Below are 14,987 nucleotides of genomic sequence, written 5' to 3' on the forward strand. Positions count from 1 at the left end.
CGCTCGCCGACGCCCGCCTAGGTCAGCACCTCGCCCAGGTCGTACGCCGCCGGCACCTCGAGCTGGTCGAACCCGCACGAGCAGGCCTCGCGGTCGTCGCGCCACCGTTCGACCTGCACGGTGTGCCGGAACCGGGAGCCCTCCATCTGGTCGTACCGCACCTCGACCACGCGCTCGGGGCGCAGCGGGACGAACGACACGTCCTTGCCCGACGAGAAGCGGCTGCGCTCGGTCTCGGCGTGCCGCACCTCACCGTCGTCGTCGCGGTCGACGAAAGGCGCCAGCTCGTCGACGAGCTCGAGGCGACGGGCGTCCGAGAAGGCGGACGCGCCTCCGACGTTGCGCAGTTCGCCCTCGTCGTCGTAGAGCCCGAGCAGCAGCGACCCCACGCCCGAGCCGCTCTTGTGGACGCGGTAGCCGAGCACCACGACGTCCGCGGTGCGGTGGTGCTTGACCTTGAGCATCGTCCGCTTGCCCGGAGCGTAGGAGGCGCGGGTCGGCTTCGCGACGACCCCGTCGAGCCCGGCGCCCTCGAACTCGGTCAGCCACCGACGTGCGGTCGCGACGTCGTCGGTGGCCTGGCTGACGTGCAGGGGGTGACCCGCGCCTCCTGCCGTGGCGTCGGCACCGCCGTCGGTGCCGACCGTATCGAGCAGCAGCGCGCGGCGCTCGGCGAACGGGGCGTCGAGCAGGTCGCGGTCGCCCAGGGCGAGCAGGTCGAACGCTACGAACATCGCGGGGGTCTCGACGCTGAGCTTCGCGACGCGCGAGGCCGCGGGGTGGATGCGCTGGCCGAGGGCGTCCCAGTCGAGGCGTTCGTGGCCGGGCTCGCCGGTGCGCACGACGATCTCGCCGTCGAGCACACAGGGCCCCGGCAGCAGGCGGGCGAGGGCCTCGACCAGCTCGGGGAAGTACCGGGTCAGCATCTTCGAGCCGCGGCTGCCGATCTCGATCGTGAGCGGGGTGGCGTCGGGGCCGTCGGGGCCGTCGGTGTCGGCGGGCCCGGCTTCGGCGTCGGGGCCGTCGGCGTCGGCGGCGGCGGCGGCGGCGCGCTCGGCGTAGACGATGCCGCGGAACCCGTCCCACTTGGGTTCGTAGACGAGCCCGCCCTCGACGGAGTCGGGCTCGGGCACGTCGGCCGCGGCCTTGGCGAGCATCGGGACGATCGGTTCGGCGGCGGTCGGGATCATGCGCCGAGTCTGCTCTCGCCGGGCGCACGTGCGGCCAGACCCCGGGAAACCGCCGAGACCCTCGTGCGCGCCGAGGGGTCTCGGCGACTTTCTGGGGTGTGAGCGATCGACGGGAACGCCCGCGACCGGGTTGGATGGGCGGGTGCGTGTCTGTGTGGTCGTCCCCGTCCGAGACGACGGAGCCCTGCTCGACGCGTGCCTCCGGTCGCTCGCGCGGCAGACGCGCGTGCCCGACGAGGTGATCGTCGTCGACAACGGCAGCACGGACGACACCGTCGAGGTGGCCCTACGGCACGGTGCCCGCGTCGTCACCGAGGCCGAGGTCGGCATCGCCGCGGCCGCCAGCACGGGCTACGACGCCGCCGCCGGCGTGGGTTCCGAGGCGGGCACCCGCGCACCCGCCGACCTGATCGGGCGGGTCGACGCCGACAGCGTCCTGCCCCGCACCTGGGTCGCCGACCTGGTCGGCACCCTCGTCGACGAGCCGGACGTGCTCGCCGTCAGCACGAACGCCCGTTTCTACGACGCGCCCGTCGGTGCCGAACGCCTGCTCTCGGCCCTCTACGTCGGCGCGTACCACCTCGTGATCGGGGCCGCCCTGGCGCACTGGCCGCTGTTCGGTTCGACGATGATGATGCGCCGCACCGCCTGGCTCGACGTCCGCGACGAGGTGCACCGGCACGAGACCCTGCTGCACGACGACATGGACCTCGCCCTGCACCTCGGTGACCGCCAGCTCGCCGGCCGGGGCCGCATCGCCTACCGGCGCGACGTCGTCACGGGCATCTCGGCTCGTCCCCTGAACCCGGGCAACGCCCCGTGGTTGCGCACGTACCGGGCGCTGCACTCGTTCACGGTGCACGGCACCGACGGCCTTCCGTGGTCGCGCTGGCTGCGCGCCGATCCGGCCGGCCTCTTCACGCGGCTCGGCTGGGCGCCCTCAGCGGTGGTGGATGCGCGGGCGGCCGTGGCCGACGGCGTCGACCCCCGGTCCGTCGGCCCCGTGCCCGTCGGCACCGTCGACTCCGTCGTCCCCGGCTCCGGACGAGGAGGCGCGCGCGGCCCGGCCGCGGACGTCGCCTCCCACGAGGAACGGCAGCGCCAGCCCGGCCAGCAGCGAGCCGAGGCCTCCGGCGGCGAGGTCGCCGATCGTGTCGTCGTAGCCGACGAAGATCGCCGAGTCGACGAGGGTGTGGCCCGCCCACTCGCCCATCTCCCACAGGGTGCCGGCCGCCAGGCCGAACGCGACCGTCACCAGGACTGAGCCGACGCGCGCGGAGCGACCCGCGCCTCCTCGTCCGTCGCCGTGGCCCGGCGACACGACCCAACCGGCGCGGTGGGCGAGGACGACGAACACCGCGGCCAGAAGGCCGTTGAGCACGAAGTGCACGACCGTGTCGTAACCGACGATGCGGGTGTAGAGCTCGAAGACGCTGCTCCAGGCGGCGCCGAGCGCCGCGATGCCCATCATCAGGTCGAACGTCGTCCGCAGGCCGAGCATGCGGGGCACGAGGGTGCCGAGCAAGGCCAGCATCAGCACGGCGATCTCGACGACGCCCCAGCCGACGCCCACCACGACGACGCTCAGGGCGGCGACCACTCGGACGGCGTCGGCGGCGTACTCGAGGACTCCGTGCGGGCGGCGGAGGAAGGTCTCGGCGACGGTGGACATCTCAGGACTCCTGGGGGCGGTGCTCGGCGGGGCGCTGTTCGGCGGGACGGTGCTCGGCGGGGCGCTGTGCGGCGTGCCCGGACGGCCAGCGCACGACGGCGTGCACCGGGTCGTGGTCGGACGGGGCGACGCCGCCGGGACGGACCCCGCCGACGCCGGCCCGATCGACGTGGGCCCCGGTGTCGACGAGGAGCCAGTCCAGGCGTCGGCCGCCGGTGCGTGGCGGGCCGTAGTTCGAGTACGAGCCCCAGCCGGGGTCGAGGCGTTCGTCGGCGACCTCGCGGCTGTCGACGAGGCGATCGCGGGTCAGTTCGCGGTGCGCGGGGGAGCCGACACCGGCGTTGAAGTCGCCCATCACGACGACGGGCCCGTCGAGGGCGTCGGTGAAGGTGCGCAGCTGCACGGCCGAGTGCCGCCGCGAGCGGGCGGAGAGGTGGTCGAAGTGCGTCACGACGACGTGCAGTCGGGCCCCGGTCGCGAGGTCGTCGAGCTCGGCGTGGACGGCCGTGCGGGGGATCATGTTGCCGTACGAGCGTGACCCGGGCACCGTGGGGGTGGCCGAGAGCCAGAGTGCCTCGTGACGGACGATCCTCAGCCGGGCGGTGTCGACGTGCAGTTCGACGCGCTCGCCGCCGCGGTCGCGGTCGCGACCCGTGCCGACCGAGGCGTAGTCGGCGCCGAGGGCGTCCGCGAGTTGCGCGGACTGGTCGGGCAGCGCCTCCTGGATGCCCAGCACCGAGGGGCGCTCGGCCTCGAGCAGGAGGCGCAGTGTCGGCAGGCGGGTCGACCACCGGTCGGCCAGCGCGTGACGGGTGCCCAGGACCTGCGGCATGCGCCGCCGCACGTTGTAGGTCATGAGGTGCAGGTCGGGGGCGGCGACCGGGCCGACTGTCGGCACGACCCTGTGGTCACCCGGACCGGTGGTGGCGGGGGTGGCGGCGGAGGTGTCGGTCGGGGGCGTCATGGCGTGTGCGACGGTAGGCCGTCGCACACGCCACCGCCCGACTCAGCGCACGCGCTTGATGGGGATGACGGCCAGGGCGCCGAGGATCGCCGCGACGCCGGCGGCCCAGAGCATCAGGGTGTAGTTCCCCGAGCCGGCGTTGCCGATGCCGAGGAAGAACAGCGCGATCGCCGGTGCGAGAGACTGCGGCAGGGCGTTGGCGATGTTGATGACGCCGAGGTCCTTGCCCGGGCGGTCGGCGTTCGGCAGGACGTCGACGACGAGTGCCGTGTCGACGGCGGCGTAGATGCCGTAGGCGAAGCCCATGACGATCTCGGCGACGTAGAAGCCGGTGACCGTCTCGGCATGGGCCAGCAGGATCAGGCCGACCGCGAAGAGGGCGGTCGAACCTCCGACGAAGACCTTGCGCATCTTGAGCTTGTCGCTCAGCCAGCCCGAGAGCGCGGCGCTCGCCATCAACGCGATCGTGTAGAGCAGGACGCCGAAGGCGACCGCGGCCGTGGCGTCGGCGACGTCCGCGATGCCGAGGTGCTCCTGCATGTAGAGCAGCCGGTAGGTCGTGAACATGAACGTCGCGAGGATGATCAGGAACCGCGACCACCAGGCGAAGGCGAAGTCGCGGTGCTTCAGCGGGTTCGTCCAGAACGAGCTGACCAGGTTGACGAAGGTGAAGGGCTTGAGGTCGTACTCGGGCAGGTCGTCGCGAGCGACGACGGCGTAGACGAGGATCAGGACGATCGCGAGGATGCCCGGCGCGATGAAGAGCACCGGCAGGTTCGCGACGAAGAGCACGGCGAGGTAGGTGCCCGCGAGCACGGCGATGTTCTGCGCCAGCGCGATCACGCTCGAGGCCTTGCCTCGCTGGAACTGCGGCACGTTGTCGGCGAAGCTCGCGGTCAGGGCGGCGAGCACGGCGTTGGCCGCGACCTGCGCGATGACCCAGGCGATTCCGAGCTGCAGCACGGTGGGGGCGAATGCGAGCCAGGCGAGGGCGAGCGTGAAGACGACGATGCCGCCCACCAGGTAGGGCCGGCGGCGCCCCCAGCGGGTGCGCGTGCGGTCACTCAGCGCGCCGACGAGGGGGTTGGCGAGCAGTGCACCGAAGGCGCCGAACGGCAGGACGAGCCCGATGATGCTCGCCGGGTCGTCGGGGTTCAGCTGCTGCGCCTTGAGCTGCATGCTCACGTACACCGGTGACAGCAAGGCCGCGAACAGGCCGAACTGAGCCAGCCCCAGCGCGATCATGTAGCCCCGCGACACCCTCACGGTGCTGACGGGTTGGGTGAGCACGCCCTGCGTGCCGATGGGGCCTGGGTTGGCCATGACGCCTCCTCGAGTCAAAACCTAGTCGCGCTAGGTGTTCGCAGAATACACAGCGGGTGTCGCCCGGGCAAGCCGATGCGTCGATTTCGGACGAACTTTTGTCATCGGTCGACATAAGTGACAGAGTTGGGCGCAGACCACCGGAACCCCTCACGACAAAGGAGTCATCCCATGACCTCGTCACCCTCCGTCCAGCTCTACACGGTCCGAGACGCCGTCTCGGCCGACCTGCAGGGCGCCGTCGCCCGCATCGCCGAGATCGGCTTCACCCAGGTCGAGCCCTACTCGTTCGTCGAGCGCGCCGACGAGTTCGAGAAGGCCTTCGCCGCCTCCGGCGTCACCGCCCCCTCCGGTCACGCCCCCGTGATCGACTCCGACGAGCCCGAGCGCGCTTTCGCCGCCGCGGCCCAGCTCGGCATCGGCACCGTGATCGACCCGTTCATCCCGAGCGACCGCTGGCAGACCGCCGACGACGCCGCGAAGATCGCCGACCGCGTCAACGAGCTGCAGGTGCTCGCCGCGGCGTCGGGCCTGAAGTTCGGCTACCACAACCACCAGTGGGAGTTCGCGAACAAGGTCGACGGCCGTCCCGTCTACGACTTCTTCCTCGAGCGCCTGAACGACGACGTCGTCCTCGAGATCGACACCTTCTGGTCGACCGTCGGCGGCATGGACACCCCGGCGCTGCTGCGTTCGCTGGGTGACCGCGTGCAGTTCCTGCACGTCAAGGACGGCAAGATCTCGGGCGACATCGCGACCGCCCTGCCCAGCAGCGAGAGCGCCCTCGAGGTGCCCGACGCGCTCGCCGCCGCCTTCAAGAACCAGACCCCGGCCGGACAGGGCGACGTGGACGTCGCCGCCGTGCTCGCCGCCGCGCCGCACGCGCTGCGCGTCGTCGAGTTCGACGACTACGCGAAGGACGTCTTCGAAGGCGTCGCCGAGTCCTTCGCCTGGCTGCAGGAGAACGACAAGTGAGCGGCGTCGACACGACCGCCGGTCGCACGGGACGCGTCGGCGTCGGCGTCATCGGCGCGGGCGTCATCAGCGGCACCTACTTCGAGAACATGACGCAGTTCGCCGACCTCGAGGTGCTCTTCGTCGCCGACCTCGACCTCGACCGTGCCAAGGCGCAGGCCGAGACGTACGGCGTCCCGGGTCACGGCACGGTCGACGAGCTGCTCGCGATCGACGAGATCGAGATCGTCGTCAACCTGACGATCCCGGCCGTGCACGCCGAGGTCGGACGTCAGATCATCGCCGCCGGCAAGAACGTCTGGAGCGAGAAGCCCCTCGCCCTCGACCACGAGTCCGCGCGTGACCTGCTCGCCGCCGCCGAGGCGGCCGGCGTGCGCGTCGCGTGTGCGCCCGACACGGTGCTCGGCGCCGGCATCCAGACCGCGATGCGCGCCATCGCCCGTGGTGACATCGGCCAGCCCCTGACGGCGACCACGATGTTCCACGTGCCCGGGCCCGAGTCGTGGCACCCCAACCCCGACTTCCTGTTCGCACTCGGGGCCGGCCCGCTCTTCGACATGGGGCCGTACTACGTGACGACCTTGGTGCACGCGTTCGGCTCGGCCAGCCGCGTCAGCGCGGTCTCGTCGAAGTCGTTCGACACCCGCACCATCGGCAGCGGCCCGCGCGCGGGTCAGACGTTCCCGGTCGAGGTGCCGACGCACCACGCGGCGCTCATCGAGTTCGCGGGCGGGCAGTCGGCCCAGTCCACGTTCTCGTTCCAGAACGCGCTGCCCCGCATGGGCTTCGTCGAGATCAGCGGCACCGAGGGCACCCTCGTGCTGCCCGACCCCAACACGTTCGAGGGCGACTCGAGCCTGTGGCGCTTCGGCCAGGACGAACCCGAGACGCTCGCCGCCGCGGGGTCGACCTACGGCCGTGGCTCGGGCGTGCTCGACCTGGCACGGGCGATCCGCGGTGGCGATGCCGAGCGCGCCAGCGGGGCCGTCGCCTCGCACGTGCTCGACGTGCTGCTGGCGATCTCGTCGGCCGCCGAGCAGGGTGCGCCGGTCTCGGTCGAGTCCGCCGTGCAGCAGCCGGTGCCGCTCGACGAGAGCTGGGACCCCTCGGCCGCGACGCTCTAGTCCGGCGGGCGGGCGGGCCGGGCCTGGCCGCCGGGATGTCACGACGTGCCGCTCACCTTCGGAGGTGGGCGGCACGTCGTGTCTCCTGGGTGCAGGAACGGGCCCGCCGCGCGGATTCAGGTCGCGCGGCGGGCCCGGGTCTCATGGGGCAGCCCGGACGGGCCGCCCGGGCGGGACAGTCGGGGTGGGGCGACCCCGACCGGCCGGTGCCGACTACGCGGTGCGGATCGAACCGGTCGCGGTGTGGATCGTGCCCGTGGCCGTGCGAACGGATGCCGTGGCGGCCGAGAGGCGACGCAGCGCGCTGGCGGTGTACCGGCCGATCGACAGGTCGCGGCGAGCCGAGGTGCTGACGTACGAGCCGGGGGCGACGTCGGCGGCGAGCGAGCCGACGTAGGAGCCGACCGTCGGGGCGGCGGTCGTGCTGACGTAGCGGCCGCCGAGCGGGGTGACGGCGGTGCGGGTGGTCGTGGCGGTGGTGTTCACGGTGACTCCTCGGGGCTGGGCGGATCGTGCTGGTCGGGGGCCCGCGATCGGGGGATCGAGCGGGCGGCCGATGGCGGGGAGGGCTGCGCCGAGATGCTCGACGGTGGCCCTGGCCTCCGTCGGCGTTGTCCCCACCATACGCCTTCTTTTGAAGGATTCAAAACAATGCGGGCCGATCCTCGTTTCTCGGCCAGGACGTGCCGCCCGCCCCGCGCGCCCCGAGCCGCGCCTCCTGCTCGAGGCCGCACCACGCTCGCGTCGTCGAACCACCCCCGCGGGTGGTTCGACGACGCGACGGTGGTGCGTCCTCGTCGGAGGGCCGGCACCCCGTCGGGCAGGATGGGCGCATGCCCGCACCCACCGCGTCCCTGCCCACCGCCCTCGTCACCGGCGCGTCCGGCGGCATCGGCGCCGAGTTCGCCCGGCGGCTCGCGCCCGACCACGATGTGGTGATCGTGGCGCGTAGCGGCGACCGCCTCGAGCAGGTGAGGGCCGAGCTCGAGGCGACCCGCGCCTCCGGGTCGTTCACGGCCGTGGTCGCCGACCTGTCGACGCCCGACGGGGTCGAGACCGTCCTGGCCGCGGTCGCCGACCGCGCGATCGACGTGCTGGTGAACAACGCCGGCGTCGGCTCGCACGGGGCGTTCGCCGAGTCCGACCCCGCCGCCGTCCAGGGGCAGGTACACCTCAACTGCTCGCAGGTGGTCGCGCTGACGCGCGCGCTGCTGCCCGGCATGACGGCCCGCCGACGCGGCACGGTGGTCAACGTCGCCTCGACCGCGGCGTTCCAGCCGATCCCGACGATGGCGGTCTACGGGGCGACCAAGGCGTTCGTGCTCTCGTTCAGCGAGGCGCTGCACGCCGAGGTGCGCGGGTCGGGCGTCACCGTCACGGCCCTCTGCCCGGGGGCGACCGAGACCGGGTTCTTCGCCGCGACCGGGAGCGACTTCCTCACGAGCGGTCGCCAGACGCCCGAGCAGGTCGTCACCGCGGCACTGCGGGCCGTGCGCCGCCGTCGTCCCGTCGTGGTCAGCGGGCTCGGCAACGCGATCGGCGCCCAGGCGCACCGCTTCCTGCCCCGCCGGCTCGTGACCGCGGCCTCGGCCCTGATCGTCCGCGAGCGCTAGGCGCCGGGCCCGGGTCGTCGGCCGCGCTTGGCCCGCACGGCGAACGCGTCGAGGGCGACGAGCACGTCGGGCGCCTCGTACAGGCGTCCGCGGCGTGCCTCACCGATCGGCCGCACGATGCCGTCGTCGACGAGTCGCTCGATGCCGGCCCGGGCGTTGTTCGTCGCGACCCCGAGTTCGCGGGCGACCGACGGCACGTCGACGACGGGCTGGCGTTGCAGCACGTCGAGCAGGCGTCGACCGACCGACCCCGCGCGGGCGGTCGTGAGTTCGTCCCACTGCAGGCGGAGCCGGGTCAGGTCGGTCACGAGCGAACGGCCGTTGTCGACCGCCTCGACGGTCGCGCGGGTGAAGGCGCGGACGATCGGCTCGACGTCGCCGTCGCGATAGGCCCCGAGTGCGTCGAAGTACCCCGAGGCGTCCCGCAGGAGGCCGGCCGAGACCGGCACCGTCACCTGACGCATGACGCCCAGCCGTCGCAGCATCGAGTGGACGATCGCGCGACCCGTCCTGCCGTTGCCGTCGGGGAAGGGGTGGATGGTCTCGAACTGCGCGTGGGTCAGCGCGACGTGCACGAGGGCCGGCAGGTCGTCACGACGGGCGAAGGCGAGCACGTCCTCCATGGCTCGCGTCACCCTCTCGGCGCGGGGCGGCACGAAGTCCGCCGTGTGCGGGCTCGTTCCCGTGCCGCCGATCCACACCTGCTGATCGCGCCAGCGGCCCGTGTGATGCGGTTGCTCGTCGCCCAGGAGGGCCGCGTGCATCGCGATCACGGCAGCGTCGTCGAGGTCGTCGGCCAGGGCGACGGCGGCCTCCATCGCGTGGGCGTTGGCGATGACGAGCCGGGCGTTCGTCCCGGCCTTGCGGCCGAGGGCGGCGAGGGCGATGCCACGGGGCATGGCCGTGAGGTTCTCGATCTCGGAGCTCGACGCGCTCTCGCTCCGCAGCAGGATCGCCGCGAAAGGGGCGGTGAACGCTCCCACCTCGGCGTCGAAGCGGGCCAGCTCGGCGACGGCGTCCTCGCAGTCGACCACGAGGTCCGCGGGCAGGTTCGGCGCGGCCGCCCCGGCGATGGCCGGGGTGACGGCGGCCTCGTACGGCCCGCGTGACCGCAGTCGAGCTCGGCGGGAGAGCGGGGCGTCCTCGTCGTCGTCCCAGGGGTGGCTCTCGTACTCGACCCGCGGCCACGAGGGCGGAGGAACCATGGGCATGCCATCCACCTTAGCCATGGTTAGTGGATCAAACGTTCTCTCGACGAACGAGGGCGGCGTCGCGTGCCGCGACGAGCAGGTCGGTCAGCACCGTGCCGGTCGCCCCGCGGTCCTCGGGGTGCCACTGGACGCACCACACCGGCGCCGTGTCGTGTTCGACGGCCTCGACCGTGCCGTCGTCGGCCCAGGCCACCGCGCGCAGCCCCTCGCCCAGGCGTCCCACCGCCTGGTGGTGCGAGCTGCGCACGACGAGCGACGTCGTGCCGAGCATCGTCGCGAGCGTGCTGCCGTCCGCGAGGCGGACCGGGTGGTCGACCATGCTGTCCTCGACGCTGTCGGGGTTCACGTGGCCGGGGTGGTCGAGGTGCTGCACGAGGTCGCCGCCGAGCGCCACGTCGACCACCTGCATGCCGCGACAGATGCCGACCAGCGGCACCCGCGCCTCCACGGACCCGCGCACCACCTCGAACTGCACCCGGTCGGCGTCGGCGAAGGTCTGGCCCCGCCCCGGGTAGTCGGCGGGGCCGCCGTAGTGGCTCGGGTCGACGTCCTCACCGCCGGTGACGAGCACCGCGTCGGCCTCGGCGAGGGCGGCGTGCACGTCGCCGAGCCGGTTCGCGGGCACCCGGCGCACCGCGAAGCCGACCTGCTCGGCGGCGGCGACCACGGAGGTCGACAGCTCGTCGAGCTCGCGCTCGAACGCGGGGTCGTCGCGGGCCTCGTCGGTCACGTCGAGGACCAACAGGTTCAGGAGGCGCGGTGTGGGCGAGTCGCTCATCTCGCCATCCTGGCAGCCCGGCCCCGGCCCCGGCCCCGCGACGCCGTCCCCGCCCCGGCCCCGCGGAGCCGGGCGCGACGGGTCGCTAGTCGGTGCCGTCGATCCCGCCGAGCCGTTCGAGCACGCCCGTGAGGATCGTGCCGGCCGCGTCGGGCAGCACGTGGTGGTTCATGTAGATCGCCTCGAGCCAGGGGAGCACCTCGTCGCGACCCCAGCCGACGGCGTCCCAGTCGATGCCGGGCAGGGCCTTCGTGAGGGGCTGGTCGGTCCGCGGGTCGAGCCAGGCCTCGGCGATCGGCACGGCGTCGGACGCGCCCTGCGGCGTCCAGCTCAGCGCGATCGGGTGGTCGTCGCCCTCGATGTGGTCGTGCTCGACGGCGCCCGAGCCGAGCCACGGCAGGGTGAGCAGCTCGCCTTCGATGTCGACCTCGATCAGGTCGAGCTTGCGGGGCTCCTCGACCTCGCAGACGTAGAGGTCGAAGCCGGCGTCGTGCCAGGCGGCGGCCTCGTCGACCTCGTCGAGCAGGTCGGGCATGCGGCGGTGCAGGTCGACGATCAGCCGGGTCGACCACTCGACGAGCACCCGCGTGTCGGCGACGCCGAAGGGGCTGAGGTCGCTGTCGTCGCCGTTCGCGAGGTGGAAGTGGTGCTCGACGTCGCCGGAGGGCGTGGTCTCGAGGTGCACCTGCCCGGTCTCGTAGCCGACGTACAGCGCGGTGATCAGGTCGTCGTCGTCGTACTCGGCGTAGAGGTTCGGCTTGCCGAGCGCGGTCGGCAGCGGCGTCTGCGCGGCCGGGCGCTGGCCCAGGTCGAGCACGGCACGGAAATGGGTGGTGGGGAGCCTCAGGCTCATGTCGGTCACGGCGTGGGGTCCAATCGGTTGCTCACGCCAGGGTAGAGGACGCGACCGCCCGTCCGCGGCCCGTCCACGGCGAAGGAGGCGCGCTCCGGGACTCCCCGGAGCGCGCCTCCTCGTGTGGTCACCTCAGCGGCGACGCGCCTCCGCGCCTACGCGGCGACGGGGCTGCGCTGGCCGACGACCGAACCGGCCTCGGCGGCCTCGGCCGACGCGTCGGCCCCGGCGGCCGCGCCGCGGCGGACGAACTTCTTCAGCAGGACGAGCACGAACGCGCTCACCACGGTGCCGGCGACGATCGCCAGCGCCCACATGCCCAGGTTGCCGATCGCGAAGAACACGAAGATGCCACCGTGGGGTGCCTGCGACGTGACGCCGGCGGCCATCGAGATGGCTCCGGTCACCGCGCCTCCGACCATGCTCGCGGGGATGACGCGCAGCGGGTCGGCCGCGGCGAACGGGATGGCGCCCTCCGAGATGAACGAGGCGCCGAGCAGCCAGGCGGCCGTGCCGTTGGAGCGCTCGACCTGCGAGAAGCCCTTGCGGTAGAGCACGGTCGAGGCGAGGGCCATGGCCAGGGGCGGCACCATGCCGGCGCCCATCACGGCGGCCATGATCATCAGCGGAGCGGGGTTGTCGCTGATGGAGCCCGCCGACAGGCCGGCGACGGCGAACGAGTACGCGACCTTGTTGACCGGGCCACCGAGGTCGATGCACATCATGAGGCCGAGGATGACGCCGAGGACGATCGCCCCGGTGCCGCTGAGGCCGTTGAGGAAGTCGGTCAGGGCGACCGTCAGGGCGGCGATCGGGCCGCCGAGCACGAGCACGAGCAGACCCGAGGCGAAGATCGACGCGAGCAGCGGGATGATCACGACGGGCATCAGGCCGCGCAGCCAGCGGGGCACGTCGGGCTTGCCGATCCAGTAGGCGGCGAAGCCGGCGAGCAGACCACCGACGAGACCGCCGATGAAGCCGGCGCCCATGAAGACGGCGACGGCGCCGGCGACGAAACCGGGGGCGATGCCGGGTCGATCGGCGATCGCGTAGGCGATGTAACCGGCCAAGGCGGCGACGAGGAAGCCCATCGACAGGTTGCCGATCTGGAACGCGGCGGCACCGAGGAAGTACATCAGGCCCTCGGGCGGCAGGTTGAACAGCGAGTAGTCGGTCAGCACCGTGGCGGCGTTGCCGGCGATCTCGTAGCCCGAGAGCAGGAAGCCCAGGGCGAGCAGCAGGCCGCCACCGGCGACGAACGGGATCATGTACGAGACGCCGGTCAGCAGCCAGCGCTTGAGCGACGAGCCGAAGCCCTGCTTCTCGGTGGCGGAGCCCGCGGCGGCACCGGCGGCGCCGGCCGTGCCGCCCACGCGGGCGGCGTTCGGGTCCTTGGCGGCGGCCAGCGCCTCCTTCACCATGGCGTCGGGAGCGTCGACGCCGCGCTTGACCGGTCCGCGGACGACGGGCTTGCCGGCGAAGCGGCCCTGGTCGCGCACGTCGACGTCGACGGCGAAGATCACGGCGTCGGCCTCGGCGATGACGGCCGGGTCGAGGGGGGTGACCGTGCCCGAGCCCTGCGGTTCGATCTGCAGGTCGGCGCCGAGGCGCTTCGCCGCGGCGACGAGGGCGTCGGCGGCCATGAAGGTGTGAGCGATGCCGGTGGGGCAGGCGGTGACGCCGACCAGCTTCGGGCGACGCGCGCCGTCACCCGTGGGTTCGGCCGCGGACGAGGAGGCGCTGGTCGCGCCGGCCGCGGAGGTGGCGGTGGTGCCGCGCGTCTCGGCGACCTCGCCGCTGACCTCGTCGTCGACGAGCTGCACGATGTCGGCGGGCGTCTTCGCGGCGCGGAGGGCGGCGGTGAAGTCGTCGCGGATGAGGGCGCGGGCGAGGGTCGAGAGGACCGTCAGGTGGTCGCCGTCGGCGCCCTCGGGCACCGCGATCATGAAGACGATGTCGGCATCGCCGTCGGGGGCTCCGAAGCCGACCGTGCGCGCGAGCCGGGAGAAGGCGAGGGTGGGCTCGGTGACCGAGGCCGACCGGGCGTGGGGGATCGCGATGCCGCCGGGGACGCCGGTGCCGACCGAGGCCTCACGCTTGATGGCGTCGTCGGCGAGCGAGTCGGCCGAGCCGGCGCGGCCCGAGGCCGCGACGCGCGCGGCCAGGGCGCGGATGACGTCGGTCGACGTGCCGCCCAGGTCTTCGTCGAGACCGACGAGGTCGGTGCTGATGAGGGATGACATGCTGTTCTGCTCCTTGGGGTTGGGCGACGCTGCTCAGAGGTGCCCGACGGCCGCGGGGGCCATCGGGACGACGTCGATGTCGTCAGGGAAGGTCTGGTCGAGGCGGGGGACGATGCTGCCGGGCAGGGCCGCGGCGGCGGCCCCGGACGCGACGGCCTGGGCGAGGCGGGCCGGGGCGGGGGCCCCGGCCGTCTCGGCGAGCAGGTAGCCGGACAGCGACGAGTCGCCGGCGCCCACCGTGCTCAGGGCGGTGATGACGGGGGCGGCGGCGAACCACGACCCCTCGTCGTCGATCAACAGGGCGCCCGCGCTGCCGAGGGTGAGCAGCACGGTCTCGACGCCGAGTTCGCGCAGGCGTCGGGCTCCGGCGACGGCCGAGGCCGGGTCGGCCTCGTACGCCTCGGGGTCGCCGCCGACGATCTCGGCGAGTTCGTCGGCGTTGGGCTTGACGAGGTCGATCCCGACGCCCGACGCGATCAGGGCCGCGAACGGCTCGCCCGACGAGTCGACCGCGATGCGCGGGGCGGCGTCACCGCAGGAGGCGCGCACGGCCCGGACGACGTCGGCCAGCCAGGTCGTCGGCAGGCCGGGCGGCAGCGAGCCCGCGAGCACCAGCCACGAGGCGAGGGCCGCGTGCTCGACGACGAGCGCGGTGAGCTCGTCCACGTGGGCGCCGAGGTCGGGGCCGAGCTCGTTGATCTTGGTGGTCGTGCCGCCGGGCTCGGTCAGGGTGACGTTGGCCCGGAGGCGCTGGTCGATCGGCAGGTTGACGGTCGGCACGCCCCGCTCGCGCAGGGCGACGAGGACCGGGTCGTCGAGGGCACCGGGCAGCAGGGCCACGGTCTCGGCGCCCGACGCCGCGAGGGCCCGGGACACGTTGACGCCCTTGCCGCCGGGCTCGTCCGTCGTGCTGACCGAGCGCTGCACGGCACCCCGCTGCAGGGTGCCCGGCAGCTCGATCGTGCGGTCGAGCGAGGGGTTCGCGGTGACGGTGAGGATCATGCGGGTGCCTCCTGGCAGCGGTGCGGGGTCGAGCGGGGC

General features: G+C 73.2%; 13 protein-coding genes and 1 pseudogene. 4 read left to right on the plus strand and 10 right to left on the minus strand.

Annotation, left to right across the window (positions count from 1 at the left end; translation table 11 throughout):
- Window positions 1–17: 17 nt before the first annotated feature.
- Entirely contained in the window at window positions 18–1,190 is a 1,173-nt protein-coding gene (locus ASG28_RS00405) for an ATP-dependent DNA ligase (protein WP_055970849.1), read from the minus strand.
- Between ASG28_RS00405 and ASG28_RS17075 the strand changes: the two are divergent.
- Window positions 1,189–1,854 (plus strand): annotated as a pseudogene (locus ASG28_RS17075) (glycosyltransferase family A protein); the annotation flags it as partial. The gene ASG28_RS00405 and the pseudogene ASG28_RS17075 sit on opposite strands and share 2 nt — an antisense overlap.
- A 276-nt stretch (window positions 1,855–2,130) precedes the next feature.
- Here the strand turns inward: ASG28_RS17075 and ASG28_RS16815 are convergent.
- Genes ASG28_RS16815 through ASG28_RS00420 form a run of 3 tightly spaced genes read right to left on the minus strand, consistent with a single transcriptional unit; the run spans window position 2,131 to window position 5,149 of the window.
- Complete coding sequence (locus tag ASG28_RS16815; RefSeq protein ID WP_235477429.1) at window positions 2,131–2,862, minus strand: hypothetical protein; 732 nt, start codon at window positions 2,860–2,862, stop codon at window positions 2,131–2,133.
- 1 nt (window position 2,863) lies between these two features.
- Complete coding sequence (locus ASG28_RS00415) at window positions 2,864–3,826, minus strand: endonuclease/exonuclease/phosphatase family protein (RefSeq protein ID WP_055970855.1); 963 nt, start codon at window positions 3,824–3,826, stop codon at window positions 2,864–2,866.
- Between the two features lie 42 nt (window positions 3,827–3,868).
- Window positions 3,869–5,149: an MFS transporter gene (locus ASG28_RS00420; RefSeq protein WP_055970857.1), complete on the minus strand. Its 1,281-nt coding sequence runs from the start codon at window positions 5,147–5,149 to the stop codon at window positions 3,869–3,871.
- A 171-nt stretch (window positions 5,150–5,320) separates the two neighbouring features.
- Between ASG28_RS00420 and ASG28_RS00425 the strand changes: the two genes are divergently transcribed.
- Complete coding sequence (locus ASG28_RS00425) at window positions 5,321–6,124, plus strand: sugar phosphate isomerase/epimerase family protein (protein WP_055970859.1); 804 nt, start codon at window positions 5,321–5,323, stop codon at window positions 6,122–6,124.
- A complete protein-coding gene (locus tag ASG28_RS00430; protein WP_055970861.1) occupies window positions 6,121–7,248 on the plus strand; it encodes a Gfo/Idh/MocA family protein in 1,128 nt (375 codons plus the stop codon). The genes ASG28_RS00425 and ASG28_RS00430 overlap by 4 nt, the downstream gene beginning before the upstream one ends.
- A gap of 213 nt (window positions 7,249–7,461) precedes the next feature.
- Here ASG28_RS00430 and ASG28_RS16280 read toward each other — a convergent pair whose 3' ends face one another.
- Window positions 7,462–7,734, minus strand: a complete 273-nt coding sequence (locus tag ASG28_RS16280) for a hypothetical protein (protein WP_055970863.1) — start codon at window positions 7,732–7,734, stop codon at window positions 7,462–7,464.
- Window positions 7,735–8,081: 347 nt separating this feature from the next.
- On the opposite strand from ASG28_RS16280, the gene ASG28_RS00440 reads away from it, so the two are divergent.
- Complete coding sequence (locus ASG28_RS00440; protein WP_055970865.1) at window positions 8,082–8,861, plus strand: SDR family NAD(P)-dependent oxidoreductase; 780 nt, start codon at window positions 8,082–8,084, stop codon at window positions 8,859–8,861.
- On the opposite strand, the gene ASG28_RS00445 is transcribed toward ASG28_RS00440, so the two are convergent.
- From ASG28_RS00445 to ASG28_RS00465, 5 genes are all read right to left on the minus strand, one after another.
- Complete coding sequence (locus tag ASG28_RS00445) at window positions 8,858–10,072, minus strand: Fic family protein (protein WP_157485589.1); 1,215 nt, start codon at window positions 10,070–10,072, stop codon at window positions 8,858–8,860. The two genes, ASG28_RS00440 and ASG28_RS00445, sit on opposite strands and share 4 nt — an antisense overlap.
- A 28-nt stretch (window positions 10,073–10,100) precedes the next feature.
- Window positions 10,101–10,850 (minus strand): gamma-glutamyl-gamma-aminobutyrate hydrolase family protein, encoded by a 750-nt coding sequence (locus tag ASG28_RS00450; protein WP_055970869.1) that lies wholly within the window; start codon window positions 10,848–10,850, stop codon window positions 10,101–10,103.
- 85 nt (window positions 10,851–10,935) lie between these two features.
- A complete protein-coding gene (locus ASG28_RS00455) occupies window positions 10,936–11,712 on the minus strand; it encodes a hypothetical protein (protein ID WP_055970872.1) in 777 nt (258 codons plus the stop codon).
- Window positions 11,713–11,858: 146 nt separating this feature from the next.
- Window positions 11,859–13,946 (minus strand): PTS fructose transporter subunit IIABC, encoded by a 2,088-nt coding sequence (locus ASG28_RS00460; RefSeq protein ID WP_055970873.1) that lies wholly within the window; start codon window positions 13,944–13,946, stop codon window positions 11,859–11,861.
- Between the two features lie 33 nt (window positions 13,947–13,979).
- Window positions 13,980–14,948, minus strand: coding sequence for a 1-phosphofructokinase family hexose kinase (locus ASG28_RS00465; protein ID WP_055970875.1), 969 nt, complete (start codon window positions 14,946–14,948; stop codon window positions 13,980–13,982).
- Window positions 14,949–14,987: the final 39 nt, after the last annotated feature.

Source organism: Frigoribacterium sp. Leaf415, from assembly GCF_001424645.1.
Classification (GTDB): domain Bacteria; phylum Actinomycetota; class Actinomycetes; order Actinomycetales; family Microbacteriaceae; genus Frigoribacterium.

Coding starts and splice junctions, on each gene's coding strand:
- ASG28_RS00415 (WP_055970855.1), bottom strand. CDS start 3,826: ATGACGCCCCCGACCGACACCTCCGCCGCCACCCCCGCCACCACCGGT.
- ASG28_RS00440 (WP_055970865.1), top strand. CDS start 8,082: ATGCCCGCACCCACCGCGTCCCTGCCCACCGCCCTCGTCACCGGCGCG.
- ASG28_RS00405 (WP_055970849.1), bottom strand. CDS start 1,190: ATGATCCCGACCGCCGCCGAACCGATCGTCCCGATGCTCGCCAAGGCC.
- ASG28_RS00445 (WP_157485589.1), bottom strand. CDS start 10,072: ATGCCCATGGTTCCTCCGCCCTCGTGGCCGCGGGTCGAGTACGAGAGC.
- ASG28_RS16815 (WP_235477429.1), bottom strand. CDS start 2,862: ATGTCCACCGTCGCCGAGACCTTCCTCCGCCGCCCGCACGGAGTCCTC.
- ASG28_RS00460 (WP_055970873.1), bottom strand. CDS start 13,946: ATGTCATCCCTCATCAGCACCGACCTCGTCGGTCTCGACGAAGACCTG.
- ASG28_RS00425 (WP_055970859.1), top strand. CDS start 5,321: ATGACCTCGTCACCCTCCGTCCAGCTCTACACGGTCCGAGACGCCGTC.
- ASG28_RS00465 (WP_055970875.1), bottom strand. CDS start 14,948: ATGATCCTCACCGTCACCGCGAACCCCTCGCTCGACCGCACGATCGAG.
- ASG28_RS00450 (WP_055970869.1), bottom strand. CDS start 10,850: ATGAGCGACTCGCCCACACCGCGCCTCCTGAACCTGTTGGTCCTCGAC.
- ASG28_RS00420 (WP_055970857.1), bottom strand. CDS start 5,149: ATGGCCAACCCAGGCCCCATCGGCACGCAGGGCGTGCTCACCCAACCC.